General features: G+C 71.3%; 23 protein-coding genes. 8 read left to right on the forward strand and 15 right to left on the reverse strand.

The window, feature by feature from the left end; all coding sequences use genetic code 11:
- Window positions 1–39: 39 nt before the first annotated feature.
- A complete protein-coding gene (locus OHT61_RS13835) occupies window positions 40–867 on the forward strand; it encodes a helix-turn-helix domain-containing protein (protein WP_329038297.1) in 828 nt (275 codons plus the stop codon).
- Window positions 864–1,064, forward strand: a complete 201-nt coding sequence (locus OHT61_RS13840) for a DUF397 domain-containing protein (RefSeq protein ID WP_329038299.1) — start codon at window positions 864–866, stop codon at window positions 1,062–1,064. The genes OHT61_RS13835 and OHT61_RS13840 overlap by 4 nt, the downstream gene beginning before the upstream one ends.
- 126 nt (window positions 1,065–1,190) lie before the next feature.
- Here the strand turns inward: OHT61_RS13840 and OHT61_RS13845 are convergent, their stop codons facing one another.
- Window positions 1,191–3,767 carry a bifunctional FO biosynthesis protein CofGH gene (locus tag OHT61_RS13845; RefSeq protein ID WP_329038301.1) on the reverse strand — a complete coding sequence of 859 codons (2,577 nt, stop codon included), beginning with the start codon at window positions 3,765–3,767 and terminating at the stop codon, window positions 1,191–1,193.
- A gap of 120 nt (window positions 3,768–3,887) precedes the next feature.
- On the opposite strand from OHT61_RS13845, the gene OHT61_RS13850 reads away from it, so the two are divergent.
- Window positions 3,888–4,580, forward strand: a complete 693-nt coding sequence (locus OHT61_RS13850; protein ID WP_329043246.1) for an HAD family hydrolase — start codon at window positions 3,888–3,890, stop codon at window positions 4,578–4,580.
- Between the two features lie 84 nt (window positions 4,581–4,664).
- On the opposite strand, the gene OHT61_RS13855 is transcribed toward OHT61_RS13850, so the two are convergent.
- Both OHT61_RS13855 and OHT61_RS13860 read right to left on the reverse strand, forming a co-directional pair.
- Complete coding sequence (locus tag OHT61_RS13855) at window positions 4,665–6,149, reverse strand: peptidoglycan D,D-transpeptidase FtsI family protein (protein ID WP_329038303.1); 1,485 nt, start codon at window positions 6,147–6,149, stop codon at window positions 4,665–4,667.
- A 126-nt stretch (window positions 6,150–6,275) separates the two neighbouring features.
- Complete coding sequence (locus OHT61_RS13860) at window positions 6,276–7,121, reverse strand: LLM class F420-dependent oxidoreductase (RefSeq protein WP_329038305.1); 846 nt, start codon at window positions 7,119–7,121, stop codon at window positions 6,276–6,278.
- Window positions 7,122–7,299: 178 nt separating this feature from the next.
- Between OHT61_RS13860 and OHT61_RS13865 the strand changes: the two genes are divergently transcribed.
- Window positions 7,300–8,028, forward strand: a complete 729-nt coding sequence (locus OHT61_RS13865; RefSeq protein ID WP_329038307.1) for a siderophore-interacting protein — start codon at window positions 7,300–7,302, stop codon at window positions 8,026–8,028.
- Window positions 8,029–8,032: 4 nt separating this feature from the next.
- Here the strand turns inward: OHT61_RS13865 and OHT61_RS13870 are convergent, their stop codons facing one another.
- The 3 genes from OHT61_RS13870 to OHT61_RS13880 form a co-directional block, all read right to left on the reverse strand.
- Window positions 8,033–9,601: an APC family permease gene (locus OHT61_RS13870; protein WP_329038309.1), complete on the reverse strand. Its 1,569-nt coding sequence runs from the start codon at window positions 9,599–9,601 to the stop codon at window positions 8,033–8,035.
- A 295-nt stretch (window positions 9,602–9,896) separates the two neighbouring features.
- A complete protein-coding gene (locus OHT61_RS13875) occupies window positions 9,897–11,822 on the reverse strand; it encodes an AMP-dependent synthetase/ligase (RefSeq protein ID WP_329038311.1) in 1,926 nt (641 codons plus the stop codon).
- A gap of 206 nt (window positions 11,823–12,028) precedes the next feature.
- Window positions 12,029–13,306, reverse strand: coding sequence for an acetyl-CoA C-acetyltransferase (locus OHT61_RS13880; protein WP_329038313.1), 1,278 nt, complete (start codon window positions 13,304–13,306; stop codon window positions 12,029–12,031).
- Between the two features lie 75 nt (window positions 13,307–13,381).
- Between OHT61_RS13880 and OHT61_RS13885 the strand changes: the two genes are divergently transcribed.
- Window positions 13,382–14,704: a 3-oxoacyl-ACP reductase gene (locus OHT61_RS13885; protein WP_329038315.1), complete on the forward strand. Its 1,323-nt coding sequence runs from the start codon at window positions 13,382–13,384 to the stop codon at window positions 14,702–14,704.
- Between the two features lie 3 nt (window positions 14,705–14,707).
- Window positions 14,708–15,574, forward strand: a complete 867-nt coding sequence (locus OHT61_RS13890; RefSeq protein WP_329038316.1) for a MaoC/PaaZ C-terminal domain-containing protein — start codon at window positions 14,708–14,710, stop codon at window positions 15,572–15,574.
- 87 nt (window positions 15,575–15,661) lie between these two features.
- Here OHT61_RS13890 and OHT61_RS13895 read toward each other — a convergent pair whose 3' ends face one another.
- The 6 genes from OHT61_RS13895 to OHT61_RS13920 form a co-directional block, all read right to left on the reverse strand.
- The gene (locus OHT61_RS13895; RefSeq protein ID WP_329043247.1) at window positions 15,662–16,282 is read right to left on the reverse strand and encodes a TetR/AcrR family transcriptional regulator; all 621 of its coding nucleotides are present in this window, start codon (window positions 16,280–16,282) and stop codon (window positions 15,662–15,664) included.
- 253 nt (window positions 16,283–16,535) lie between these two features.
- Complete coding sequence (locus OHT61_RS13900) at window positions 16,536–17,891, reverse strand: dicarboxylate/amino acid:cation symporter (RefSeq protein WP_329038319.1); 1,356 nt, start codon at window positions 17,889–17,891, stop codon at window positions 16,536–16,538.
- A gap of 392 nt (window positions 17,892–18,283) precedes the next feature.
- Entirely contained in the window at window positions 18,284–18,580 is a 297-nt protein-coding gene (locus tag OHT61_RS13905; RefSeq protein WP_329038321.1) for a DUF4229 domain-containing protein, read from the reverse strand.
- 171 nt (window positions 18,581–18,751) lie between these two features.
- A complete protein-coding gene (locus OHT61_RS13910; protein WP_329038323.1) occupies window positions 18,752–19,279 on the reverse strand; it encodes a GNAT family N-acetyltransferase in 528 nt (175 codons plus the stop codon).
- A gap of 181 nt (window positions 19,280–19,460) precedes the next feature.
- Window positions 19,461–20,624 (reverse strand): aminofutalosine synthase MqnE, encoded by a 1,164-nt coding sequence (gene mqnE, locus OHT61_RS13915; RefSeq protein WP_329038325.1) that lies wholly within the window; start codon window positions 20,622–20,624, stop codon window positions 19,461–19,463.
- 107 nt (window positions 20,625–20,731) lie between these two features.
- Window positions 20,732–21,187, reverse strand: a complete 456-nt coding sequence (locus OHT61_RS13920; RefSeq protein ID WP_329038328.1) for an Lrp/AsnC family transcriptional regulator — start codon at window positions 21,185–21,187, stop codon at window positions 20,732–20,734.
- Window positions 21,188–21,309: 122 nt separating this feature from the next.
- Here OHT61_RS13920 and OHT61_RS13925 point away from each other — a divergent pair, with 122 nt between their 5' ends.
- Window positions 21,310–21,459 carry a hypothetical protein gene (locus OHT61_RS13925; protein WP_329038330.1) on the forward strand — a complete coding sequence of 50 codons (150 nt, stop codon included), beginning with the start codon at window positions 21,310–21,312 and terminating at the stop codon, window positions 21,457–21,459.
- A gap of 10 nt (window positions 21,460–21,469) precedes the next feature.
- Here the strand turns inward: OHT61_RS13925 and OHT61_RS13930 are convergent, their stop codons facing one another.
- Complete coding sequence (locus tag OHT61_RS13930; RefSeq protein WP_329038333.1) at window positions 21,470–22,135, reverse strand: UbiX family flavin prenyltransferase; 666 nt, start codon at window positions 22,133–22,135, stop codon at window positions 21,470–21,472.
- 157 nt (window positions 22,136–22,292) lie between these two features.
- Between OHT61_RS13930 and OHT61_RS13935 the strand changes: the two genes are divergently transcribed.
- Window positions 22,293–22,895, forward strand: a complete 603-nt coding sequence (locus OHT61_RS13935) for a rhomboid family intramembrane serine protease (RefSeq protein ID WP_329038335.1) — start codon at window positions 22,293–22,295, stop codon at window positions 22,893–22,895.
- Here OHT61_RS13935 and mqnP read toward each other — a convergent pair.
- Together mqnP and OHT61_RS13945 are read right to left on the reverse strand one after the other, a co-directional pair.
- Complete coding sequence (mqnP, locus tag OHT61_RS13940; protein ID WP_329038336.1) at window positions 22,885–23,802, reverse strand: menaquinone biosynthesis prenyltransferase MqnP; 918 nt, start codon at window positions 23,800–23,802, stop codon at window positions 22,885–22,887. The genes OHT61_RS13935 and mqnP overlap by 11 nt on opposite strands.
- Window positions 23,799–25,256: a menaquinone biosynthesis decarboxylase gene (locus OHT61_RS13945; RefSeq protein ID WP_329038337.1), complete on the reverse strand. Its 1,458-nt coding sequence runs from the start codon at window positions 25,254–25,256 to the stop codon at window positions 23,799–23,801. Before OHT61_RS13945 ends, mqnP begins: the two co-directional genes overlap by 4 nt.
- Between the last annotated feature and the right edge of the window lie 40 nt (window positions 25,257–25,296).

Below are 25,296 nucleotides of genomic sequence, written 5' to 3' on the forward strand. Positions count from 1 at the left end.
CGCCCGATTGCCGGCGCACGGGACAACGGGAGGACCGCGATGACCGCTCAGCCGGCCGACGTGGACGAGGAGTCGGGGCGCGCCGCCCTGGGCCGGGCCCTGCGCTATCTCCGGGAGAGCTCGGGGAAGTCCCTGGGCCGCCTCGCGGAGGAGACGCGCTACGACAAGAGCTACCTGTACCGGCTGGAGGTCGGCCAGCGGCTGTCCAAGCTGGCGGTGATGGAGGACCTGGACCGGCATTACGAGTCCGGGGGCCTGCTGGTGCAGTTGTGGAAGGCCGCTCGCCGGGAGGTGTTCAAGGACAAGTACAAGGAGTTCATGCGCCTGGAGCCGACCGCCTGCATCATGCACAAATTCACCCTCGGAATCCCGGGCCTGCTGCAGACGGAGGACGTCGCCCGTGCCTCGTTGTCCGGCGCCCAGGCAACGGAGACGGACGCCGAACTCGTGGAGGAGCAGGTCGTCGCACGCATGGGGCGGCAGCAACTGCTGCACCGCAGGCCGGCCCCGTCGGTCCGGATCATCATCGACGAGTACGCACTGCGCCGCCCCGTGCCGGACGCAAAGGTGTGGCAGGACCAGCTGACGCACCTGATCGACACGGCCGACCTCGCCTCCGTGGTCCTCCAGGTGCTGCCCTTCTCGGCCGGCGCCCACCATCTGATGGACGGCTCCCTGACGTTGCTCTGGCAGGAGGACGGGGCCTCGGTCGCCTACACGGAGGGCAACGGCTGCGCCGAGCTCATCGAGGAACCGGCAGCGGTCACTCGATACCGGCTGTCCTACGATCGGCTCCGGGACCGGGCGCTGCCCCCGCCGGAGTCCATCGGGTTCATCAGGGGCGTCCTGGAGGAGCAGACATCATGAGCCGTATCCCCGACCTCTCCACCACGGCCTGGCGCAAGTCCAGTTACAGCGACGGCGGCGACAACAACTGCCTGGAGGTCGCCGACGGCTTCGCGGGTCTCGTCCCCGTCCGGGACAGCAAGGTCCCCACCGGACCCGCCCTCCTCGTGACCGCCCCCGCCTGGACGGACTTCGTCGCCTTCGTCACCGGGCACTGAGCCGGGCGCCGAACCGGGCGCCGATCCGGGCCCCCGGCCGAGCGCCGCGCCCGCCGCAGGACGGCCGCCCGGCGCCCCCGCCCCGCCCGGCGGTCGGCGCGGGCGGGGCGGGGAGAGGCAGGGATCTCAGCCGGGCAGGACCGGCAGCAGTTCCGGCAGGTGTCCGTCCGACGCGGCGGCGGCCTCGACCCGCTCCCGGGGCACCTCGCCGTACAGCGTCGTCCGCGGCTTCGCCGGGCGGCCTGCGAGACCGGCGATGGCGACGAGGTCCTGGACGGAGCGGTACGAGCCGTAACCGGACCCGGCCATACGGGAGATGGTCTCCTCCATCAGCGTCCCGCCGAGGTCGTTCGCACCCGAGCGCAGCATCTCGGCCGCACCCTCCGCGCCCAGCTTCACCCAGCTGGTCTGGATGTTGGTGATGTGCGGGTGGAGCAGCAGCCGGGCCATCGCCGTCACGGCGCGGTTGTCCCGGTCGGTGGGGCCGGGGCGCGCGATCCCGGCGAGGTACACCGGGGCGTTGGTGTGGATGAAGGGCAGGGTGACGAACTCCGTGAAGCCGCCGGTCTCCTGCTGGAGCCGGGCCAGCGTCCGGAAGTGGCCGAGCCAGTGGCGGGGCTGGTCGACATGGCCGTACATCATCGTGGACGAGGAGCGCAGGCCCGTCTCGTGCGCCGTCCTGATGACCTCCAGCCAGGTGGCGGTGGGCAGTTTCCCCTTGGTGAGGACCCAGCGGACCTCGTCGTCGAGGATCTCGGCGGCGGTGCCGGGGATGGAGTCGAGTCCGGCCTCCTTGGCGGAGGTCAGCCAGTCGCGGATCGACAGGCCGGTGCGGGTCGCGCCGTTGACGACCTCCATCGGCGAGAAGGCGTGGACGTGCATGCCGGGCACGCGCTCCTTCACGGCGCGCGCGATGTCGAAGTACGCCGTGCCGGGCAGGTCCGGGTGGATGCCGCCCTGCATGCAGACCTCGACCGCGCCGACGTCCCACGCCTGCGCGGCACGGTCGGCGACCTGGTCGAGCGAGAGCGTGTAGGCGTCGGCGTCCGTACGCCGCTGGGCGAAGGCGCAGAAGCGGCAGCCGGTGTAGCAGACGTTGGTGAAGTTGATGTTCCTGGTGACGACGTAGGTGACGTCGTCACCGACCACGTCACGGCGCAGGGCGTCCGCGATCCGGCACAGCTCGTCCAGGGCCGGACCGTCCGCGTGGAGCAGGGCGAGGGCCTGGTCGTCGGTGAGCTTCGTGGGGTCGTCGGCGGCCTGGCCGAGGGCCTGGCGTACGTCGGCGTCGATGCGGGAGGGGACCATGCCGGGAGCCGCGGCCTCGCGCAGGGCGTCCCAGTCGCCGTACACCTCGTCGAAGTCGTCGCGCCGGTCGCCGGTGCGCCCGTCGGTGTCGATGGTGCGGTGCAGGTCGGTGCGCCCCGAGGCGTTGAAGCCCTCGTCGGGCTCCTGCCAGGGCAGCCCCACCGGGATGGCGCCCTCCTTCGCCAACCCGGTCTCCGGGTCGGCGAGCGCCCGCACGTGCGGAAGGAGGCGCGGGTCGAGCCACGGCTCACCACGCTGGATGAACTCGGGGTAGATGGTGAGGCGTTCCCGAAGCGTGAAGCCGGACTCGGCGGTGCGCGCGGCGAGTTCGTCGATGTGCGGCCAGGGGCGCTCGGGGTTGACGTGGTCCGGGGTCAGCGGTGAGACGCCGCCCCAGTCGTCGATGCCCGCCCCGATCAGCAGGGCGTACTCGGCGTCCGCGAGGTTCGGCGGGGCCTGGATGCGGGCCGAGGGGCCGAGGATGTGGCGGGCGACGGCGATCGCGGCGGCCAGCTCCTCCAGCTCCGCGTCCGGCATCCCGCGCATCGCGGTGTCCGGTTTGGCACGGAAGTTCTGGACGATGACCTCCTGGACGCCGTGGTAGGCCCGGGTGGTCTTGCGCAGTTCGAAGAGGGAGTCGGCGCGCTCCTCGTAGGACTCGCCGATGCCGATCAGGATGCCCGTGGTGAACGGCACGTTGGACCGGCCCGCGTCCTGGAGCACCCGCAGCCGGACCGCCGGCTCCTTGTCCGGGGAGCCGTAGTGGGGACCGCCCTTCTCCGACCAGAGCCGGGTGGCCGTCGTCTCCAGCATCATGCCCATGGACGGGGCGACCGGCTTCAGCCGTTGCAGGTCCGTCCACGTCAGCACCCCCGGGTTCAGGTGCGGCAGCAGCCCCGTCTCCTCCAGCACCCGGATGGCCATGGCCCGCACGTAGGCCAGGGTGTCGTCGTACCCCTCCGCCTCCAGCCACTCACGCGCCTCGGGCCAGCGGTCCTCCGGCCGGTCCCCCAGCGTGAACAGCGCCTCCTTGCAGCCCATTTCAGCGCCCTTGCGGGCGATGTCCAGGACCTCGTCCGGGGAGAGGAACATGCCGTGGCCCGCCTTGCGGAGCTTGCCGGGCACGGTCACGAAGGTGCAGTAGTGGCACGTGTCCCGGCAGAGCCGGGTCAGCGGGATGAAGACCTTGCGGGAATAGGTGATCACTCCGGGACGGCCCGCGGCCTCCAGCCCGGCGTCGCGCACCCGGGCCGCGGACGCGGCGAGGTCGGTGAGGTCCTCCCCCCGCGCCTGCAGCAGGACGGCGGCCTCCGCCACGTCGAGGGCGACACCGTCGCGGGCCCGCCTCAGGGCGCGCCGCATGGCGTTGGTCGTGGGGCGCTGGGGATCGGTCATGAACCGAGCATACGAGCGCGGCACTCGGTCCGGACCAGGGCCTCTGCCCGGCGGAACCACCCGGCCGCCGCTGGCGCCTTGGACGTTATGTCCCACTTGGCCCGTAGGCTCGGAGGGGTGATGGAAACGATCGTCTTCGACATCGGAGAGACCCTCGTCCGCGACGACCGCCACTGGGCCTCCTGGGCCGACTGGCTCGGGGTCCCCCCGCACACCGTCAGCGCCCTGGTGGGCGCGGCGGTCGTACAGGGCCGCGACCGCACCGACGCGCTGCGCATCCTGCGCCCCGACATGGACGTCGAAGAGGCCGCACACGCCCGTACGGCGGCCGGGCGCGGCGAGCACCTCGACGAGACCGACCTCTACCCCGACGTCCGCCCGGCCCTCGCCGAACTGCGCGCCGCCGGCCTGCGGGTGGTGATCGCGGGAGACCGGTCGGTCCGGGCCGGCCAGTTGCTGCGGGCCCTGGACCTGCCGGCGGACCTGGTCGTCACGTCGGAGGAGTGGGGCGTGGACAAACCGGACCGGGAGTTCTTCTCCCACGTGCTGGAGGTGTCGGGCGCGGCGCCGGACGCCACCCTGTACGTCGGCGACCACCCGGCCGACGACCTGTTCCCCGCGAAGTCCTCGGGGCTGCGCACGGCCCACATCCGCCGCGGCCCCTACGGCCACTGGTGGGCGGACCACCCGGACGTCCTGGACACGGCGGACTGGCGCATCGACTCCCTGACGGAACTCCCCGCCCTGCTGGACGCCAAGGAGCGGCGCAAGCACCTGGTGCTGGCCCCGAGGCCCGAGGAGCCGGAGGTCTGAGCCGGCGCCGCCGCCCCGGAACACGTCCGCCCGCCCGGTGCTGACCGGGCGGGCGGACGGACCCACGGATCGGACGGGCGGGGGCTACTTCCCCAGGACCGCCTTCATCACGTTGCGGGCGATCGGGGCGCCGAGGCGGCCACCCGAGATGTCGGAGCGGGAGATGTCCATGGCCGTCGGGTCGATGAAGACCGCGACCGCGACGGCCCGGCCGTCGGGGTTCTTGCCGTAGGAGACGAACCAGCCGTACGGCACCTCCTTGGTCACGTCGTTGCCGCGCTGCGCCGTGCCCGTCTTGCCGCCCACCGTCACGCCGTCGATCAGGGCGCGCTGGGCGCTGCCCTCCTTGGCGGTGAACTCCATCATCTCCTGGACCTTCTTCGCCGTGTCCTCGGAGACCGCCTGGCTCATCAGCTTCGGCTCGTGCTGCTCCAGGACGGACAGGTCCGGCCCCTCCAGCTTGTCCACGATGTAGGGCTGCATCAGCTTGCCGTTGTTGGCGAGGGCCGCCGTGACCATCGCCATCTGCATCGGGGTGCTCGTGAGGCTGCCCTGCCCCATGCCGGTGAGAGCCGTGCCGGGCTTGTCCAGCTCCGCCGGATAGAGGCTCTTGGTGGCGAGCATGTCGCCGAACTCCTCGGAGTAGACGTCCTCGTTGAAGCCGAACTTCTCCGCCGTCTCCCGCATCTTGTCGTCACCGAGCTTGGACGCCATGTCGAGGAAGACGTTGTTGCAGGAGTGCTGCATGGCCGTCTTCAGCGAGGCCTTGTTGCAGACCGCGTCACCGGCCTCGCTGCCGATCTTGTTCGAGGAGAGCGGCAGCGGGTACGGCGAGACGGCGTCGGTCCTGGCGTCGACGTCGGTGACGACGCCGTGCTCCAGAGCGGCCGTGGCGGTGAGGATCTTGAAGGTGGAGCCGGGCGGGAAGGTCTCGCGGAGCGAGCGGTTCGCCAGCGGCTTGCTCTTGGCGTCCACCAGCGCCTGGAACCTGTCGCCCTCCTTGAAGGAGTTGCCCGCGAAGACCGAGGGGTCGTACGAGGGGGTCGACACCAGCGCCAGCACCTTGCCTGTCGCGGGGTCGAGCGCGACGACCGCGCCACGGGCGTCGAGGTCGCTCAGTCCCTTGTAGGCCGCCTCCTGCGCCTTCGGGTCGATCGTCGTGATGACGTCTCCGCCGCGCCGGGGCTCACCGGTGAGGATGTCCTTGGCGTGCCGGAAGGCGAACCGCTCGTCCTGGCCGCTGAGGATGCTGTCGTACGTCTTTTCCAGGAGTGACATGCCCTGGGCCTGGGACGCGTAGCCGGTGACGGGGGCGTACATCGGGCCGTTCTTGAAGGTGCGCTGGTACTTGAAGTCGGTACCCGAGACCTCCTTCGACCCGGTGATCGCCTTGCCACCCACGATGATGTCGCCGCGCGGCGTCGCGAACTGGGTGATCTTCACCCTGCGGTTGAACTCGTGTCCGGCCAGCTCCTCGCTCTTGGCGAACTGGAGCCAGTTGGTCCGGATCAGCAGAGCCAGCATCAGGATTCCGCAGAAGATGGCTATGTGCCGCAAGGGTCTGTTCATCGAGCTCCCGCTCCCCGGCAGCCGGGCACACACGCGCAGGCCGCTCCATCGATGTACGTCAGTGAAAGATGCGATTGCGGCGACCGTGGTTGCACTCCGGGTGGCACACCACGACGCCGGTCACCGCTACAGGTGCGCCGCATAGGCGTCCAGTGCCCGCAGAACCTCCGCCTCATCCGCCGGGGGCAGCTGCAGGACGACCTCCTCGACGGCCAGGTCGGCGTAGTACGCCAGCTTCCCGGGGGTCGGGACGACGGCGTACGGCACCACTTGGAGGTGCTTCGGGTCACGGCCCGCGTCCTCCCACGCCGTGCGCAGTGCGGGGATCGACTCCGACAGGCCGCGCCCGCCGATCGGCAGCCAGCCGTCCGCGTCCCGGGCGATCTGAGCGAAGAGCTTCGGTCCCGCCGCCCCGCCGATCAGGGTGCGGGGTCCGTTCACCGGCCCGCGCGGCCGCTGCACCGGCTTGGGGTAGGCGTGGCTCGCCCGGACGGAGCCGAACTCCCCGTCGTACGCCGTGGGTTCGTCGGACCACAGGGCGCGCATCAGGGCCAGCCGGTCGCCGGCGAGCGCACGCCTCGTCGACCACTCGACCCCGTGGTCCGCCGCCTCCTCCACGTTCCAGCCGAAGCCGACGCCGAGCGTGAAGCGGCCGCCCGAGAGGTGGTCGAGCGTGGCGGCCTGCTTCGCCAGGTCGATGGGGTCGTGCTGCGCGACCAGCGTGATGCCGGTGCCGAGGGCCAGCCGCTCGGTGACGGCCGCCGCCTGCCCGAGGGCGACGAACGGGTCCAGGGTGCGCCCGTACTCGGCCGGCAGTTCGCCGCCCGCGGGGTAGGGCGTGTCCCGGCTCACCGGGATGTGGGTGTGTTCGGGCAGGTAGAGCCCGGCGAATCCCCGCTGCTCCAGCTCACGCGCGAGCCGGACCGGCGTGATCGTCTCGTCGGTGAGGAAGATCGTTGTGGCGATCCGCATGCGAGGCACCTCCGTCGTCGTCCGTGACGGCTCCAAGGTATGCGGTACGGCGCCCTGTTGAGTCCACTCCGAAAAGATCATGGCCCGGTTTCGCACACAACTCCCCGCTCAGGGACCCTCGAGGAGAAAAAGTTAGGGTACCCTAAGTCGCAATTCGTCCGGGCGCGGGAGGGCACCGATGGGTCACGGCTGGGAGGGTGCCGTCCTCAAGCTGTTCCGGGGACGGGACTTCACGTTCACCGTCACGGGTACGGAGCAGGTCACCCAGGCGTTCCGGCGGATACACGTGACCGACGGGGGCCTGCTCGCCGCCACCGGCGGCGCGCACCCGACCATGTGGGTCAGGCTCTGGTTCGACCGGGACGGCAGGCCCCACCAGCGCGGCTACACGCTCGTGGACCCCGATCCCGCCGCCGGGACGTTCAGTCTCGAATTCGCCCTCCACGACGGGACCGCCTGCGACTGGGCGCGGGCGGCCGAACCGGGCGACACCATCGACGCGACGCTCCAGGGCACCCGCTTCTCCCTGCCCGAACCCCGGCCCGCCCGGCTCTTCGTCATCGGCGACGCGGCCTCGCTGCCCGCCGTCAACTCGCTGCTGGACGCACTCCCGGACACCCCGGCGACGATCTGGTGCGAGAGCGCCCACGCCACGGACGAGGACCTGCCGTTCCGCCTGGACCCGGCCCTTCACACGTTGCACACGGTCCCGCGCCGGGACGAGGGCGCACACCTCGTGTCCGAGGTGCGGACGGCCCTGCCCGGCCTCCTCGGCGACGACCCCTCCGACGCGTACGTCTGGATCGCCTGCGACACGGCGACGACCCGGACCCTGGCCGCGTACGCCCGCAAGGAGCTGCGGCTGCCCAAGGACCGGGTCCACGCGCTGGGTTACTGGCGGGCCTGAGCGCTCACTCGTCCACCACGAGCGCGGGGGGCTCCTTCGTCAGCACCTCGCCCCGGAAGAAGGCGGGCGCGCGACGCCGCATCGCCTCCATCAGCACCAGGCCGAGGAGCAGCAGGCCGACGCCGATGACGAACACGGAGCCGACGCCGAGGACCGAGGAGCCGGAGCCGTAGGCCGGGTCCCACATGTCGTACAGCGTCTTGCCGAAGACGGCGGTGAGGAGGATGCCCCCCACGACGGGAAACAGCCCCTTGAAGACCAGGTCCCGCACGGACCGGGTGAGTTCGGCGCGGAAGTACCAGGCGCAGGCGAAGGCCGTCAGGGCGTAGTAGAAGCAGATCATCAGGCCGAGTGCGTAGATGGTGTCGACCAGGACGTGCTCGCTGACGAGGGTCATCACCGTGTAGAACACGCCGGTCGCGACCCCGGCGACGACGGTGGCCCGGCCCGGGGTCCGGAAGCGCGGGTGGACCTTCGCGTACGACGCGGGAAGCGCCTCGTACGACGCCATCGCCAGGACCGTGCGCGCCACCGGGATGAACGTCGTCTGCAGGCTCGCCGCGGCCGAGGCCAGCACCGCGAGGAAGAGCAGGACGCCGAGGCCCGGCCCCATGACGGGGCCCGCGAGTGCGGCGAAGACGTTGTCGGACGTGCCGGGGTTCGCCAGGCCGAGCCCGGTGTCCCCTGCACCCACCGCCATCTGCGCGGCGATGCCGGTGGCCAGGTACGAGCCGACCAGGACGATCATCGCGACGAGGGCGGCGCGGCCGGGCGTCTTCTCGCTGCCGATGGTCTCCTCGTTCGTCGTGAGGCAGGTGTCCCAGCCCCAGAACATGAAGATGGAGAGGGACAGTCCGGCCGTGAAGGCGGCGAACGACTGGACGGCGAACGGGTTCAGCCAGGTCCAGGAGAAGTCCGTCGACGTGGCGGCGAAGCCGTCGCTGCCCGCCTTCCGCACGGCCATGACGACGAACAGCGCGAGGACGACGAGTTGCAGGGCCACGAGGGTGTACTGGATGCCCTTGGTCGCGGTCATGCCCCGGTAGCTGATCGCCGTCGCCACGGCGATCAGGAGCAGGCAGGTCAGGATGTGCACCGGCTTGCTGTCGTCGAGGGCGGCGACCGCGTCACTGCCGGAGATCTCGCCGGCCAGCAGCCAGAAGTACGAGGTCGCCACACCCGCGAGGTTCGACAGGACGATGATCGTCGCGATGACCAGGCCCCAGCCGCACATCCACCCCAGGCGGGGCCCGAACGCCTTGACCGTCCAGGTGAACGAGGTGCCGCAGTCCGGCACGGCCTTGTTCAACTCGCGGTAGGCGAAGGCCACCAGCAGCATCGGGAGGAACCCGGCCAGGAACACGGCGGGCATCTGCACGCCGACCTCCCCGGCGGTGGAGCCGAGCGTGGAGGTGAGGCAGTACACCGGGGCGACGGTCGAGATGCCGAGGACGGCACTGCCCGTCAGCCCGACGGAGTCCCCGCCGAGGCCCTTCTCGCGTACGCCGCCGTCGGCAGGGGTCGTTCCCCGTACCGTGTCTCCGGCCTGTGGCCGCGCGTCCAGCTGAGTCATGGGGAGGACGGTATGCGCTGCGATATCCATATCCGGAGGCTGAGACTCCCACGTCTCAACCTTGCATTAGTGCAGATTTTTCCGCATCTGCCCACCTTATCGCAGGCACACTAAGCATCCACCCATTGAATACATGACCGAATGACCGACCCGCGAGTATGCGGGAACCGCACCACCGCCCGTTTCGTCCTGGTTCAGTTTTTTCCCGTGCCTCGCCGGGAGGCCGGCGGGCGGTGGCCTCCGCCGGGTCCGCCGACCCCGCCCGGGCGCTCCGGTGAGCCGTCCGGCGCCCCGGTCACGTCCGGCGGTAGAGCTCCTCTATCTCCGCGTCGAAGTCCCGCGCGATCGCCTCCCGCTTCAGCTTCAGCGAGGGCGTGAGATGGCCGCCCTCCTCGGTGAAGTCCCCGGGCAGGACGGTGAACTTGCGGATCGACTCCGCCCGCGAGACCAGCCGGTTGGCCTCGTCGACCGCCCGCTGCAGCGCCGTGCGCAGTTCCTCGTCCCGGACCAGCTCACGCAGCGGGACACCCTCCTTCTTCCGCATCCGGCGCCAGTGGGCGAGACCGTCAGGCTCCAGGGTGATCAAGGCACTGACGAAGGGGCGGTTGTCGCCGACCACCATGCACTGGCCGACCAGCGGGTGGGCGCGGAGCCAGTCCTCCAGCGGGGCGGGGGCCACGTTCTTGCCGCCCGAGGTGATGATGATGTCCTTCTTGCGGCCGGTGATCGTGAGGTAGCCGTCCTCGTCCAGGGCGCCGAGGTCGCCCGTCGGGAACCACGCGTCGTCCCCGGCGTGCGGGACGGCCACGCCGCGCTCGGCGTCCCAGTAGCCGCCGAAGACCTGGCCGCCGCTGAGCAGGACCTCCCCGTCGTCCGCGATGCGCACGGCGGTGCCCGGCAGGGGCCAGCCCACCGTGCCCAGCCGGGGCTTGAGGGGCGGGGTGACCGTGGCCGCCGCCGTCGTCTCGGTCAGGCCGTAGCCCTCGAAGATCTGGATGCCCGCCCCCGCGTAGAACGCCGCGAGCCGGCGCCCCAGCGGGGAGCCACCGCAGATCGCGTACCGGACGTGCCCGCCCAGGGCCGCGCGGATACGGCGGTAGACCAGCGGGTCGTACAGGGCGCGGGCGGTGCGCAGCCCGGGGCCGGGGCCCGGGCCCGTGCCGTGCTCGGCGGCCTCGACGGCCTCCCCGTAGCGCCGCGCGATGCGGGCCGCGCGGTCGAAGGACGAGGCGCGGCCCATCTTCTCCGCCGTCGCGCGGCCGGTGTTGAAGACCTTCTCCAGGACGTAGGGGATGGCCAGCAGGAACGACGGCTTGAATCCGGCGAGGTCGGCGAGGAGGTCCTCGGTCGCGATGGACGGCGCGTGCCCGAGCCGGACCCGCGCGCGCAGGCAGCCGATCGCGACCATCCGGCCGAAGACATGGGACAGAGGGAGGAACAGCAGGGTGGAGGCGGGGTACTTCGAGACCGACCTGAACACCGGGTGGAGCAGTTCGATGGCGTTGTCGACCTCGGCGAAGAAGTTCGCGTGGGTCAGGACACAGCCCTTGGGACGGCCCGTCGTACCGGACGTGTAGATCAGCGTGGCGGGGCTCCCCGGTTCCAGGGCGGCGCGCCGGGCGTTGACGACCGCGTCGGGGACGGCCCTGCCGAGCGTCTTCAGCCGGCCCACGGCTCCCGTGTCGAACTGCCAGAGGTGGGTGAGGCCGCCCAGCTGCTGACGTTCCTGGCTGATCAGCCGCCCCTGTTCCTTCGTCTCGACCGCGCAGGCGACGGCTCCGGAGTCCTGGAGGATCCAGCGCGTCTGGAAGGCGGACGAGGTGGGGTAGATGGGCACGGTGACCAGACCGGCCGCCCAGGCCGCGAAGTCGAGCAGCGTCCACTCGTAGGTCGTACGGGCCATGATCGCGACCCGGTCGCCGCTCTGGAGGCCCTCGGCGATCAGGCCCTTCGCGACGGCCCTGACCTCCGCCGCGAACTCCTCGGCGGTCACGTCCCGCCAGCTGCCGTCCCCCTGCTTGCGGCTGAGGACCGGGTCCGCCGGAGCCTCGCGGGCGTTGTCGAAGGGGATCTCGGCGAGCGAGCCGCTGCGCACCGTCGGCGCGAACAGCGGCACGGACACTTCGCGCACGGTGCCGTCGGCCGTCCTGACCTTGGTCGGCTCGACCAGGACGGGATCGGTGGGCGGGACGGTCGCGGCGGCGGGGGCGGGCGTGGACACGGGCGGCTCCTCGACATGGGGTTCGGCACAGGGCCCCGTCCCTGGGGCAGGCGCCGAGCGGCTGCTGGATGCGCGGGGTCGTACACGTGTGGAAGGGCTGCGGGTCGTTCGCATGCGCGGCGTTCGCGGGGTGGTCGTTCACGGTGCGGGTCGCGCGCCGCCTCGCGGGTCGATGCGCGATCGGCGGGCGGCGGGCTCCCGGTCGTTCAGGGGCGCTCCAGGATGGCGGTGACCCCCTGGCCGCCGGCGGCACAGACCGAGATCAGGCCCCTGCCGGGTGCGTCACGCTCCGCGAGGAGCTTGGCGAGGGTCGCCACGATCCGGGCACCGGTCGCGGCGAAGGGGTGCCCGGTGGCGAGGGACGACCCGGCCACGTTCAGCTTGTCCCGGCCGACGGGCGCCAGCCCCTGCTCCTCCCATGAGGCGAGCGTCGCGAGGACCTGGGAGGCGAACGCCTCGTGGATCTCGACGAGGTCGAAGTCGTCCATGGTCAGCCCGGCCCGCTCCAGCAGGCGCGGTACGGCGTACGCGGGTGCCATCAGCAGCCCGTCCTCGCCGTGCACGTGGTCCACGGCCGCCGTCTCGTACAGCGACAGGTAGACCAGCGGTTCCAGGCCGCGCGCCTCGGCCCACTCCTCGCTCGCCAGGAGCACGGTGGCGGCGCCGTCGGTGAGCGGGGTCGAGTTGCCGGCGGTCATCGTCGCGTCGGGGTGAGAGGCGCCGAACACCGGCTTCAGGGTGGCGAGTTTCTCCACCGTGGACCCCGGGCGCAGGTTCTGGTCACGGTCCAGGCCCAGGTAGGGCACGACGAGGTCGTCCAGGAAGCCGCGCTCGTACGCCGCGGCGAGCCGCTGGTGGCTCGTGGCCGCCAGCAGGTCCTGGTCCTCTCGGCGCACCCCCCACTTCCGGGCGGTGACGGCCGCGTGCTCCCCCATCGGGAGTCCGGTACGGGGCTCGGCGTTGCGCGGGATGTCCGGGACGAGGTGACTCGGGCGTACGGCGGCCAGTGCCCGCAGCCGCGCGCCCGCGGACTTCGCGCGCCGGGCGTCCAGCAGGATGCGGCGCAGCCGGTCGTTGACGCCGAGCGGCGCGTCGCTGGCGGTGTCCGCGCCTCCGGCGACAGCCGAGTCGACCGCACCGAGAGCGATCTTGTTGGCGGCGGCGATGACGGCCTGCAGCCCGGTGCCGCAGGCCTGCTGGATGTCGTACGCCGGTGTGCGGGGGTCCAGTGCGCTGCCCAGCACGGTCTCGCGGGCCAGGTTGAAGTCACGGCTGTGCTTGAGGACCGCCCCGGCGACGAACTCGCCGACCCGCTCCCCCCGGAGGCCGAACCGGTCGACGAGCCCGTCCAGGGCGGCGGTCAGCATCTGCTGGTTGGACGCGTGCGCGTAGGGGCCGTCGGAGCGGGCGAACGGGATACGGGTACCACCGACGACCGCGACCCTGCGCGGCCGGGGAAGCGCGAGGGGAATCAACTCGACCAACTCATCTCGACCTACTCCTGACCCTTGAGTAACCTTACTCAACGGTAAATCTACGACCGAGCAGGAGTCTGGACAATGGCCGACCGCTATCTGCACTTCACCGGCACGGCAACCGGCCGCTTCCTGACCCGCAGGACCGGGCTGCCCGCGCCGACGGCGCTGCGCCGCTGGTCTGCCGAAACCCCCTCCCTGGACGGCCCGTTGCTGCACCTCACCGCCGGCGACTCCGCCTGGCCCGGGCAGCTCGCCCCGGTGCTGGAGGCCACCGGGCTGAAGGTCACCGACAGCGCCGAACGCCCCGCCGGCATCGTCCTGGACGCGACCGGGGTCATCACGGCCGCCGGGCTCGCCGACGTGCACGCGGCGCTCCACCCCGTCGTGCGGTCGCTCGCCGGAAACGGCCGTGTCGTCGTGCTCGGCACCACGGCCTCCCCCGACGACCACCACCAGGCCGCCGCCCAGCAGGCGCTCGAAGGGTTCGTCCGGTCGCTCGGCAAGGAGATCGGCAGGGGCTCCACCGCGCAGCTCGTCAGGCTCGCCCCGGGAGCCGCCCCGGCATCGGCCGGGTCCACGCTGCGCTTCCTGCTGTCGCCTCGCTCCGCGTACGTCAGCGGCCAGGTCGTCGAGCTCACCGCCGACGCCCCCGGCCAGGACACCGACCAGGCGGCGCCTCTGTCGGGCCGCACCGCCCTGGTCACCGGAGCCGCCCGCGGCATCGGGGAAGCCGTCGCGTCCGTACTCGCCAGGGACGGCGCGCGGGTGATCTGCCTGGACGTGCCCCAGGTGCGGGACGAACTGGCGCGCACCGCCGGCCGGCTCGGGGCGAGCTCCCTGCCGCTGGACATCACCGCACCCGACGCCGCCGAGCGGATCGCCGCGGCCGCCCCCGGCGGCCTGGACGTCCTCGTCCACAACGCGGGCATCACCCGCGACCGGCGGCTCGCCAACATGGCGGCCGACCGCTGGGCCGCCGTCATCGACGTCAACCTGGAGAGCGTCCTGCGCACCACGGACGCCCTGCTGGAGTCGGGCGCCGTGAACCGGGGCGGCCGGATCGTCGCCACCGCCTCCATCGCCGGGATCGCCGGGAACGCCGGCCAGACGAACTACGCGGCCGGCAAGGCGGGGATCATCGGCATGGTCCGCTCGCTCGCGCCGCGCGCGGCCGCCGCCCACGGGGTCACGGTCAACGCCGTCGCCCCGGGGTTCATCGAGACGAGGATGACCGCCGCCGTACCGCTGTTCATCCGGGAGGCGGGACGCAGGATGAACTCCCTCTCGCAGGGCGGCCTCCCGGTCGACGTCGCGGAGACCGTCGCATGGTTCGCCGGGCCCGGGTCCGGCGCCGTCAACGGCCAGGTCGTGCGCGTCTGCGGCCAGAGCCTGCTGGGGGCCTGACCGATGACCGGCCTCGGCCTCTCCCTGCTGCGCGGAGCCGTCACCTCACCGTTCAGACGGGCCGGGCGGCCCGGCGCCGTACTGCCCGCCGGACGCGAGGTGCTCACGCTCCCCCGCGTCGCCCCCGGGCCGCTCGCCGCGTACGCCAGGGTCTGCGGCTTCGCCGAACCGGGCGTACTGCCGCTCACCTACCCTCACGTCCTCGGCTTCCCGTCGGCGATGCGGGTCATGACCGGGCGCGGCTTCCCGCTCCCGGTCCTCGGCCTCGTGCACACCTGGATCGAGATCACCGGACACCGGGCCCTCCACCCGCACGATCCCCTCGAACTCACGGTGTACGCCGACTCCCTGACGCCCCATCGACGGGGCACGGAGGTCACCGTGGTGACGGAGGCCCGCCTCGACGGCGCCCTCGTCTGGGAGTCCCGCAGCGGATACCTGTCCCGCCACGCGACCGGGGAGCCGGGTGCCACCGGACGGCCGTCCCCATCCGTGAGCACGTCTCCCCGTCCCCGGGGGACCGCGGCCGGACTGCCCACCGTGGCCGAGTGGCGGCTGCCCACCGGCCTGGGACGGCGTTACGGCGCCGCGTCGGGCGACCGGAACCCCATCCACCTCCACCCGCTGACGGCCCGGCTGTTCGGCTTCCCCCGGCACATCGCGCACGGCATGTGGACCGTCGCCCGCTGCCTGGCCCAGGAGAGCGGAGGCGGAGCCCCGGGTCCCGGCCGGATCCGTTCCCTCCGGGCCGACTTCAGGGCGCCCGTGCTGCTGCCGGCCACCGTCACCTACGCCGCGTCCGGGCCGGACTTCGAGGTACGCGACGGCAGCCGCGTCCACCTCACGGGGCGCGCGACGAGGGAGGACTGAGGCCGGGGCCGGACGCGTACGCCGGGTGCAGCGGGGCCGGGACCACCACCGGGGCGGGGACCACCACCGGGGCCGGCCCGGCGCCCCTCAGTCGTTCCGGGACTGCCAGCCGCGCCCGTGCATGAGGTTCTCCAGGCCGGCCCACGAGAAGTTCATCAGGGTCGACGCGGCCTCCTTGGCCGAGACCCCGGGCGTGACGTTGGCCCACCCCGCGAGCGCTTCGGCGGCGCCCACCAGTGCCTGCGCGAGCCCCGCCACGTCCCGGTCGGGCAGAGCCGGATCATGGTGCGCCTCGCGGGCCGCCGCCCCGATCAGACCCGTCACGAACGCAACGATCTCCCTGCGCAGCGCCCCGACCTCGCTGACGAACGGCTCCCCGTGCGAACTCGCCTGCTGGTGCAGCACCGCCCAGCCGTCGGGGTTCTCCGCGGTGTGCGTGAAGAACGCCCGCAGCCCCGCCCACAGCTGCCGGTCCGCCGGAAGACCCGGCTCGACCGCCGCCGTCACGGCCTCCACCAGCGCCTTCGACTCGCGCCGGATGCACGCGGTGAAGAGCTCCTCCTTGGAGTTGAGGTAGAGATAGACCAACGGCTTGGATACCCCGGCCAGTTCGGCGATCTCGTCCATCGAGGCGGCGCGGTACCCGCGCTGCCCGAAGGTCTGCACGGCCGCGTCCATCATCTGCTGCTCACGCACCGCGCGCGGCATCCGTTTGCTCTTCACTGCACTCACGTCAGACATCCCCTCCGCCCCCACTGCGCTACTCCTCGGCAAGACTACGGCGCCGGGCGGGCGCACACGGCGCCCCGCTGATCCGATCCGGCCCCCGTGGCCGATTGCCCGTCCGCCGTCGGCCCCCTCCCCCGCGCACCGCATGGTGTGCGACCGCACACACGCGGGAGCGCCCCCGGCCTCGTAGGGCCGGGGGCGCTCCCGGTGCGTGTGCGGTGCGGGACGGCCTTCAGGCGGCGACCGGGACCCCGGCGGGCCTGGCGTCCTCGACCTCGGGCTCGTCGACCGGGGAGGCCGACGCCGAGTTGTACGCGTCGTGGTCCAGGATCTTCTCCCGCGCCGAGACGATGACCGGAACCAGTGCCTGTCCCGCCACGTTCGTGGCGGTGCGCATCATGTCCAGGATCGGGTCGATGGCGAGCAGCAGGCCCACACCCTCCAGCGGGAGGCCCAGCGTCGACAGCGTCAGGGTCAGCATCACCGTGGCGCCGGTGAGGCCGGCGGTGGCCGCCGAACCGATCACCGAGACGAACGCGATCAGGATGTAGTCGCCGATCCCGAGCTGGACGTCGAAGATCTGCGCGATGAAGATCGCGGCCAGCGCCGGGTAGATCGCGGCGCAGCCGTCCATCTTGGTCGTGGCGCCGAAGGGCACGGCGAAGGAGGCGTACTCCTTCGGGACGCCGAGGCGCTCGGTGACCTTCTGGGTGACCGGCATGGTGCCGACCGACGAGCGGGAGACGAAGGCCAGCTGGATCGCGGGCCAGGCGCCCTTGAAGAACTGCAGGGGGCTGACCTTGGCGACCGTGGCCAGGAGCAGCGGGTACACGCCGAACATCACCAGGGCGCAGCCGATGTAGACGTCGGCGGTGAAGGTCGCGTACTTGCCGATCAGGTCCCAGCCGTACGTGGCGATCGCGTAGCCGATGAGGCCGACGGTGCCGAGCGGGGCGAGGCGGATGACCCACCACAGGGCCTTCTGGAGCAGCTCCAGGACCGACTCGCTGATGGCGAGGATCGGCTTGGCCTTCTCGCCGAGCTGCAGGGCGGCGATTCCGGCGACGACCGCCATGAAGACGATCTGCAGGACGTTCAGCTCGGTGAACGGCGTGATGATGTCCGTCGGGATGATGCCGGTCAGGAAGTCCAGCCAGGAGCCCGCGTGTTCGGGCTTGGCGCCGTCCTTCGGGGTGAGGCCGGTGCCCGCGCCCGGGTTGGTGATCAGTCCGATCGCGAGGCCGATGGCGACCGCGATCAGCGAGGTGATCATGAACCACAGGAGCGTGCGGGTGGCCAGCCGCGCGGCGTTGTTGACCTTCCGCAGGTTGGTGATGGACACCAGGATCGCGAAGAAGACGAGCGGCGCGACGGCCAGCTTCAGCAGCTGGACGAAGATGCCGCCGACCTTGTCGAGCGTGGTGACGAGCCAGCTGACGTCCTGGCTGCGGGCGAGCCACCCGAGCAGGACACCGAGGACCAGACCGGCGACGATCTGGACCCAGAAGGGGACGCTGGGTATGCGGAAGCCGGAACCGGACGGCTTGCCGGCCTCGGTCTCGGCGGTGGGTGCGGAATTCGCGGACACGGACACACTCCAGATGTGACGCGACGGGGCGTACGGGGGACGGACGTACGGTCGTGCGGTGGAACGGGGGACGGGGGTGCGGCGCCCGCGTCAGGGGCGGCGCCGCTGCATGATGCCGGTTCAGACGTTGCGGCGACAGACCGCGGACATACAGCGGCAGAGATCGACGTGCAGGCGCACCACGAGCGGGACGCTCAGGGCGTGGTGGGTGCGCGGGGCAGTCGTCATGGCGAATACGTTAACACTGCAACTTTGGGAACCTCAAAGGTACGCTTCTTGATCATTTTCTCGCGTGGATGTCCGGACACGCCGAAGCCCCGGTCCGGGAGCGGCTGCTCCCGTCCGGGGCTTCGTCTGTACGGGTTCGCGGTGTGAGGAACCTTACGCGGCGCTTACCCGGCGACCGAGTCCTCGCGGGTCCGGTTCGCCTCGAGCCGGGCCTTGGTGCGGTCGACCGTCGAGACGAGCTGCTCGGACATCTCGTCGCGCTGCTTGCGCAGCAGGATGTAGCTGAGGGGCGCGGAGAGCACCAGGCCGAGGAGGAGGACCCAGACGACGTTGGAGCCGCCGACGCCCGAGGGCAGCACGCCGAAGTGGACCGCGACACCCGCGACGAAGAAGCAGCCCACGAAGATCAGCAGGCGCATCGCGGTGTAGCGGATCGTTGCGCTCGGCTTGGCAGCGGACACGGCTGGCCTTCTCTCTTCGTACGACTTCCACGGTCGCGCGGTCATGGTTCTGCCCGACCAGTGAAGCATGCCCCGAATTCGATCAGTTCACAGGGTTGTCCGGCGCGTCCGGCGGCTCCCGGCGAGGACGCGCCGCCCGAGGACGGGCCCGCGCGGCCCGGGGGCGCACCCCTACCGGAACAGCGGGAGCAGCATGATGACGTCGTCGCGGAAGTCGTCCTCGGCGACCCGGATGGCGTCAGGGATCCGGCCCACCTCCTTGTACCCGCAGGAGGCGTAGAAGCGGTCCGCCCCGGTGCCGCCGCGGCAGGTGAGCCGCACCGCGCGGATGCCGTCGATCGCGCGGGCGGCGTCGGCCGCCGCGGCCATCAGCTCACGCCCGAAGCCCTGCCCCTGGTGCCGGGGGTGCACCATCACCGTGTAGACACCGATCCAGTGCCGCATCAGCCGGTGCGTGTTGTGGGTGAGGAAGGCGGTGGCGGCCACGGCACCGTCCCCGTCCCGCCCGACGACGAGGTGGGTGCGCCCCTCGGCCATGCCGGCCAGGTGCTTGACCAGCTCCGGGCGGACCGCGTCGGCGGTGACGGGCGGCACGAAGCCGACGGCACCCCCGGAGTTCGTGACGTCGACCCAGAGCGCGGTGATGTCGTCCCGCAGGGCCCGGTCGAACGCGGGATTCACTTCAAACGTAAGCGCCATAGAGACAGATTAACTATTACGTGCACGGGACATCAACCGGTGTCCGCCCCGCGAGAAAGCCCCGGCCGTGGACAACGGCCGGGGCTTTCGGTGCGACAGGATTTTCGGTGGGACAGGTCTTTCGGTGGGACAGGACTTTCGGTGGGACGAGGCAACGAGCGCCCGCGAGAGGCGCCCGGCGTCAGACGCGCATGGGCTGCGGGGTCTCGCGCCGGTCCGCGTCGGGTCCCGGGTACTCGCGCAGGATCTCGTAGCGCGTGTTGCGCTCCACGGGGCGGAAGCCCGCGTCGCGGATCAGGTCCAGCAGGTCCTCACGGCCGAGCTTGTTCGGCGTGCCGTAGTCGTCCGCGTCGTGCGTGATCTTGTACTCGACGACCGAGCCGTCCATGTCGTCGGCGCCGTGCTGGAGCGCCAGCTGCGCGGTCTGCACCCCGTGCATCACCCAGAACACCTTGACGTGCGGGACGTTGTCGAAGAGCAGCCGCGAGACCGCGAAGGTCTTCAGCGCCTCGGCGCCGGTCGCCATCGACGTCCGCGCCTGGAGGGTGTTGCGGACCTTGCCGTCCTTCATGTCCACGAAGTCGTGCTGGTAGCGCAGCGGGATGAAGACCTGGAAGCCGCCGGTCTCGTCCTGCATCTCCCGCAGCCGCAGCACGTGGTCGACGCGGTGACGGGGCTCCTCGATGTGCCCGTACAGCATCGTCGCCGGGGTCTTGAGCCCCTTCTCGTGCGCGAGACGGTGGATGCGCGACCAGTCCTCCCAGTGGGTGTTGTGGTCGACGATGTGCTGGCGGACCTCCCAGTCGAAGATCTCCGCGCCGCCGCCGGTCAGGGACTCAAGACCGGCGTCGATCAGCTCGTCGAGGATCTCGGAGGCCGAGAGCCCGGAGATCGTCTCGAAGTGGTGGATCTCCGTCGCCGTGAACGCCTTGAGCGCCACCTCGGGCAGCGCCTCCTTGAGCGCGCTGAGCGAACGGGGGTAGTAGCGCCACGGCAGGGTGGGGTGGAGCCCGTTGACGATGTGCAGCTCGGTGAGGTTCTCGCCCTGCATCGCCTTCGCGAGCCGGACGGCCTCCTCGATGCGCATCGTGTACGCGTCCTTCTCGCCCGGCTTGCGCTGGAACGAGCAGTACGCGCAGGACGCGGTGCACACGTTCGTCATGTTGAGGTGGCGGTTGACGTTGAAGTGGACGACGTCGCCGTTCTTCCTCGTGCGCACCTCGTGCGCCAGCCCGCCGAGCCACGCGAGGTCGTCGGACTCGTAGAGCGCGATCCCGTCCTCGCGGGTCAGCCGCTCGCCGGCCCGGACCTTCTCCTCCAGCTCGCGCTTGAGTCCCGCGTCCACCTGGGCGCCTCCGTATGTCTCTGCGTCACCGAAATGTCGGTGCGTTACCGATCCGGCAGCCAACCGTACTCCCCCGCGTTTCGGGCGGAAGCACCCCCGCCCCCGGGTCAGTCCTCGTGGGGGAGCTCACCGACCCGGTTCTCCCACTTGGTGGAGAGCACGACGGTCGTACGGGTCCTGGAGACCCCCTTCGTGCCGCTCAGCCTGCGGATCGTCCTCTCCAGTCCGTCCACGTCGCCCACGCGCACCTTGAGCATGAAGGAGTCGTCGCCCGCGATGAACCAGCAGTCCTCGATCTCCGCGAGGTCCTTCAGCCGGTGCGCGACGTCCTCGTGGTCGGCGGCGTCGGAGAGCGAGATCCCGATCAGCGCGGTGACGCCCAGGCCGAGCGACGCGGAGTCGACGGTCGCGCGGTAGCCGGTGATGACACCGGCGGTTTCCAGCCGGTTGATGCGGTCGGTGACGCTGGGCCCGGAGAGCCCGACGAGCCGCCCCAGCTCGGCGTACGAGGCCCTGCCGTTCTCTCTGAGGGCCTGGATGAGCTGCCTGTCCACCGCGTCCATATGACTGAAACCTTCCATTGTTCAGCAGTACCGCGAGCTTACGTGTAGAATCTAAGGCACAACAGGGCTTACGGCCTGCAAATCTCTTCCGTAGCCCGATAAACGCTTACGAATCTTCAGGAGTGATCTTCACCGTGTACACGATCGAGATGGCCTACGCCCGGATGCGCGAGCTGCAGGACCTGGCCAACCGCTCGCGTGCCCACCAGCCCGCCGCCGCCCAGCGCGTCGACCGCACCCGCACCCGGCGGGCCGGGGGGAAGAAGCGCTGACCCCACCGGATCAGCCCCGGGAGCCACCACCGAGCTCCCCCTCCCACCGGCGGTAGAGCTGGTGCGGCACTCCCGCCGCGTCCAGCACCCGCCCGGCGACGAAGTCCACCAGGTCCTGGATGTGCGTCGCCCCCGCGTAGAAACCCGGAGAGGCGGGCAGCACCACGGCGCCCGCCTTGTCCAGCGCGACCATCTGCTTCAGCGTCGAACCGCTCAGCGGGGTCTCGCGCACCGCCACGACCAGCTTCCGCCGCTCCTTGAGCGTCACGCTCGCGGCCCGCTGCAGCAGGTCCTTCGAGAGCCCCAGCGCCACCCCCGCCACACAGGCGGTCGACGCCGGGACGATGAGCATCCCCTTCGCCGGGTACGACCCGGACGAGGGCCCGGCCGCCAGATCACCGGCCGCCCAGTGGCGCACGGCCCCGACGTCGGGCCGGAAGCTGTCGGGCTTCCCGTCCGCCCCGCGTGCCAGCCACGTCCGCAGGTCGTCCTGCCAGTGCGCGTCGCGGAAGGCGATCCCCGTCTCGTCCAGCAGCGTCAGCCGGGAGGACCGGCTGACCACCAGGTCGACGCTCTCACCCGCGTCCAGCAGCCCGCGCAGGACGGAGGCCGCGAAGGGCGTGCCCGACGCTCCCGACACCCCGACAATCCAAGGCCTGCGCTGCTGTTGAGTCACTGAAGTCCCGGCTGTCACACCGCCGAGCCTATCCGGCACCGGGCCTCCCGTCCGGGTCAGGTCGGCGCGGGCCGCACCCCGGCCGCCCGTCAGGAACCGGGCCGGGGTCCTCGTACGTTGCAGCGACAGGAGCAACAGCCATGGACAGGGGGTGCCCATGACGGACACGCGCACGAGCGCCACCGCACGGGCCGTCACGGCCGGCGCGGTCATGCTGGCCTGGGTCGCGCTGCTGTGGGTGCTGGAGGGCATCGACGTCGCGACGGGCAACTCCCTCGACACCTACGGCGTCAGCCCCCGCGAGCCCGCCGAGCTGGCCGACGTCGTGCCGGCCGCCTTCCTGCACGGCAGCTGGGAACACGTGGCGTCCAACAGCGTCCCGCTGCTGGTCCTCGGTTTCATCGCCGCGCTCGGCGGCATACGCAGGTTCGCCGCGGTGGTCCTGGTCGTGGTCGTGACCAGCGGTCTCGGCGTGTGGCTGACGGCGCCGCCGGACACCGTCACCCTCGGGGCGTCCGGCGTGGTCTTCGGCCTGCTCGGCTACCTGCTGGTCCGCGGCTTCGTCGACCGCCGCCCGCTGGACATCGTGGTCGGCGTGGTCGTCGCCGCGGTCTACGGCTCGCTGCTCTGGGGCGTGCTGCCGACCGACTCCGGCATCAGCTGGCAGGGCCACCTCTTCGGGCTGATCGGCGGGGTGGCGGCGGCGTTCCTCCTCCGTCGCCCTCGCCGGCCGCGGGACCCCGGACGTGTCACGGTGTGAGGCCGCGCGCCAGCAGGTCGAGCAGCGCGCAGGCGAACAGCGCGATCCCGATGAAGCCGTTGACCGAGAAGAAGGCCCGGTTGAGCCTCGACAGGTCGTGCGGCCGCACGACCCGGTGCTCGTACACGAAGGCCACGGCCACGACCAGCATGCCGATCCAGTAGAAGATCTCCGCGTCGGTCGCCAGTCCGAACCACACCAGCAGACCGGTCGTGACCACGTGGCAGACGCGCGCACCCCACAGGGCCGCCGGGATACCGAAACGGGCGGGGAAGGAGAGCACCCCGTGGGCCCGGTCGGCCTGCACGTCCTGGCAGGCGAAGATCAGGTCGAAGCCGCCGATCCAGATCCCGACGGCCAGCCCCAGGATCACCGCGTCCCACGACCAGCTCCCGGTCACCGCCAGCCAGGCGCCGATCGGGCCGATCGCCTGCGCGAGGCCGAGGATCGCGTGCGGGAAGTTCGTGAACCGCTTGCCGTACGGGTAGACGACCATCGGCACGACCGCGACCGGCGCCAGCACCAGGCAGAGCGGGTTCAGCAGGGCGGCGGCGCCGAGGAAGACGACGAGCGCCACGAGCGCCCCGGTCCACGCCGACCTGACCGACACCGCCCCGGTGACCAGCTCCCGGCCCGCGGTGCGCGGGTTACGGGCGTCGATCTCCCGGTCGATGATCCGGTTGGCCGCCATCGCGAAGGTCCGCAGCCCGACCATGGCGACGGTCACGAGCAGCAGCGTGCCCCAGTGGATGCTCTCGTCCAACTGGAACATCGCGGTCAGCGCGGCGATGTACGCGAAGGGCAGCGCGAAGACCGAGTGCTCGATCATCACCAGCCGCAGGAACGCGCGGGGCTTGCTCCGCGGCTGCGGTACGGCGCCGGCCGAGGCCGAGGCTGAGGCGCTCACAGGCCGTACTCCTTCCAGCGGCGGTCGACCTTCGCCGCCGTCTCCGGGTCGGACTCGACCATCTCCGGCCAGCCCCCGTCCCGCGTGTACCCCTCCTCGGGCAGTTTGCGCGTCGCGTCGATGCCCGCCTTGCCACCCCAGAACTGCTGGTAGGAGGCGTGGTCGAGATGGTCGACCGGACCCTCGGTGACCGTCAGGTCCCGCGCGTAGTCGGTGTTGCCGAGCGCCCGCCAGGCGACCTCGTGCAGGTCGTGGACGTCGCAGTCGGAGTCCACGACCACGATCAGCTTGGTCAGCGACATCATGTGCGCTCCCCAGATGGCGCTCATGACCTTCTGGGCGTGCTTGGGGTACTTCTTGTCGATCGAGACGATGGCGCAGTTGTGGAAGCCGCCCGCCTCGGGCAGGTGGTAGTCCACGATGTCCGGAACGATGATCTTGAGCAGGGGCAGGAAGAACCTCTCGGTGGCCCTCCCCAGCGGCCCGTCCTCGGTGGGCGGCCTGCCGACGACGATCGACTGCAGCAGCGGCCGCTTCCGCATCGTCACGCAGTCGATCGTCAGCGCGGGGAAGGGTTCCTGCGGGGTGTAGAAACCGGTGTGGTCGCCGAACGGGCCCTCCGGCAGCATCTCGCCCGGCTCCAGCCAGCCCTCGATCACGACCTCCGCCTGCGCGGGGACCTGGAGCGGGACGGTCTTGCAGTCGACCATCTCGATCCGCTTGCCCTGGACGAAGCCGGCGAAGAGGTACTCGTCGATGTCCCCGGGCAGCGGCGCCGTCGACGCGTAGGTGACGGCGGGCGGCGCACCGAAGGCGATGGCGACGGGCAGCTTCTCACCGCGCCGCGCGGCGACCTGGTAGTGGTTGCGGCTGTCCTTGTGGATCTGCCAGTGCATGCCGATGGTGCGCTTGTCGTGGCGCTGCAGCCGGTAGAGCCCCAGGTTGCGGATGCCCGTCTCGGGGTCCTTGGTGTGCGTGAGCCCCAGGTTGAAGAAGGAGCCGCCGTCCTCGGGCCAGGTGAAGAGCGCGGGCAGCCGGTCGAGGTCCACGTCGTCGCCGGTCAGGACGACCTCCTGGACGGGGGCACTCTCGGACTTCACCTTCTTCGGGGGCAGGTGCGTCACCGTGCCGAGCTTGCCGAACGCCTCGCGGATGCCGACGAACCCCTGCGGCAGCTCAGGCTTGAGGAGGCCGCCGATCTTGTCGCTGATCTCGGTGTAGGACTTCAGCCCCAGCGCCTTGAGCAGGCGCCGGTCGGTCCCGAAGACGTTCATGGCGAGGGGCATGGACGACCCCTTGACGTTCTCGAAGAGCAGGGCGGGCCCGCCCGCCTTGTTCACCCGGTCGACGATCTCGCCGACCTCCAGATACGGGTCGACCTCGGCCTTGATGCGCTTGAGATCGCCCTCGCGCTCCAGAGCCCGGAGCAGGGAGCGAAGATCGTCGTAAGCCATGCCGTCCAGTATCGGCCACCCGCTACCCTGGGCCCGTCAC

It is taken from the genome of Streptomyces sp. NBC_00178 (assembly GCF_036206005.1).
GTDB lineage: Bacteria > Actinomycetota > Actinomycetes > Streptomycetales > Streptomycetaceae > Streptomyces.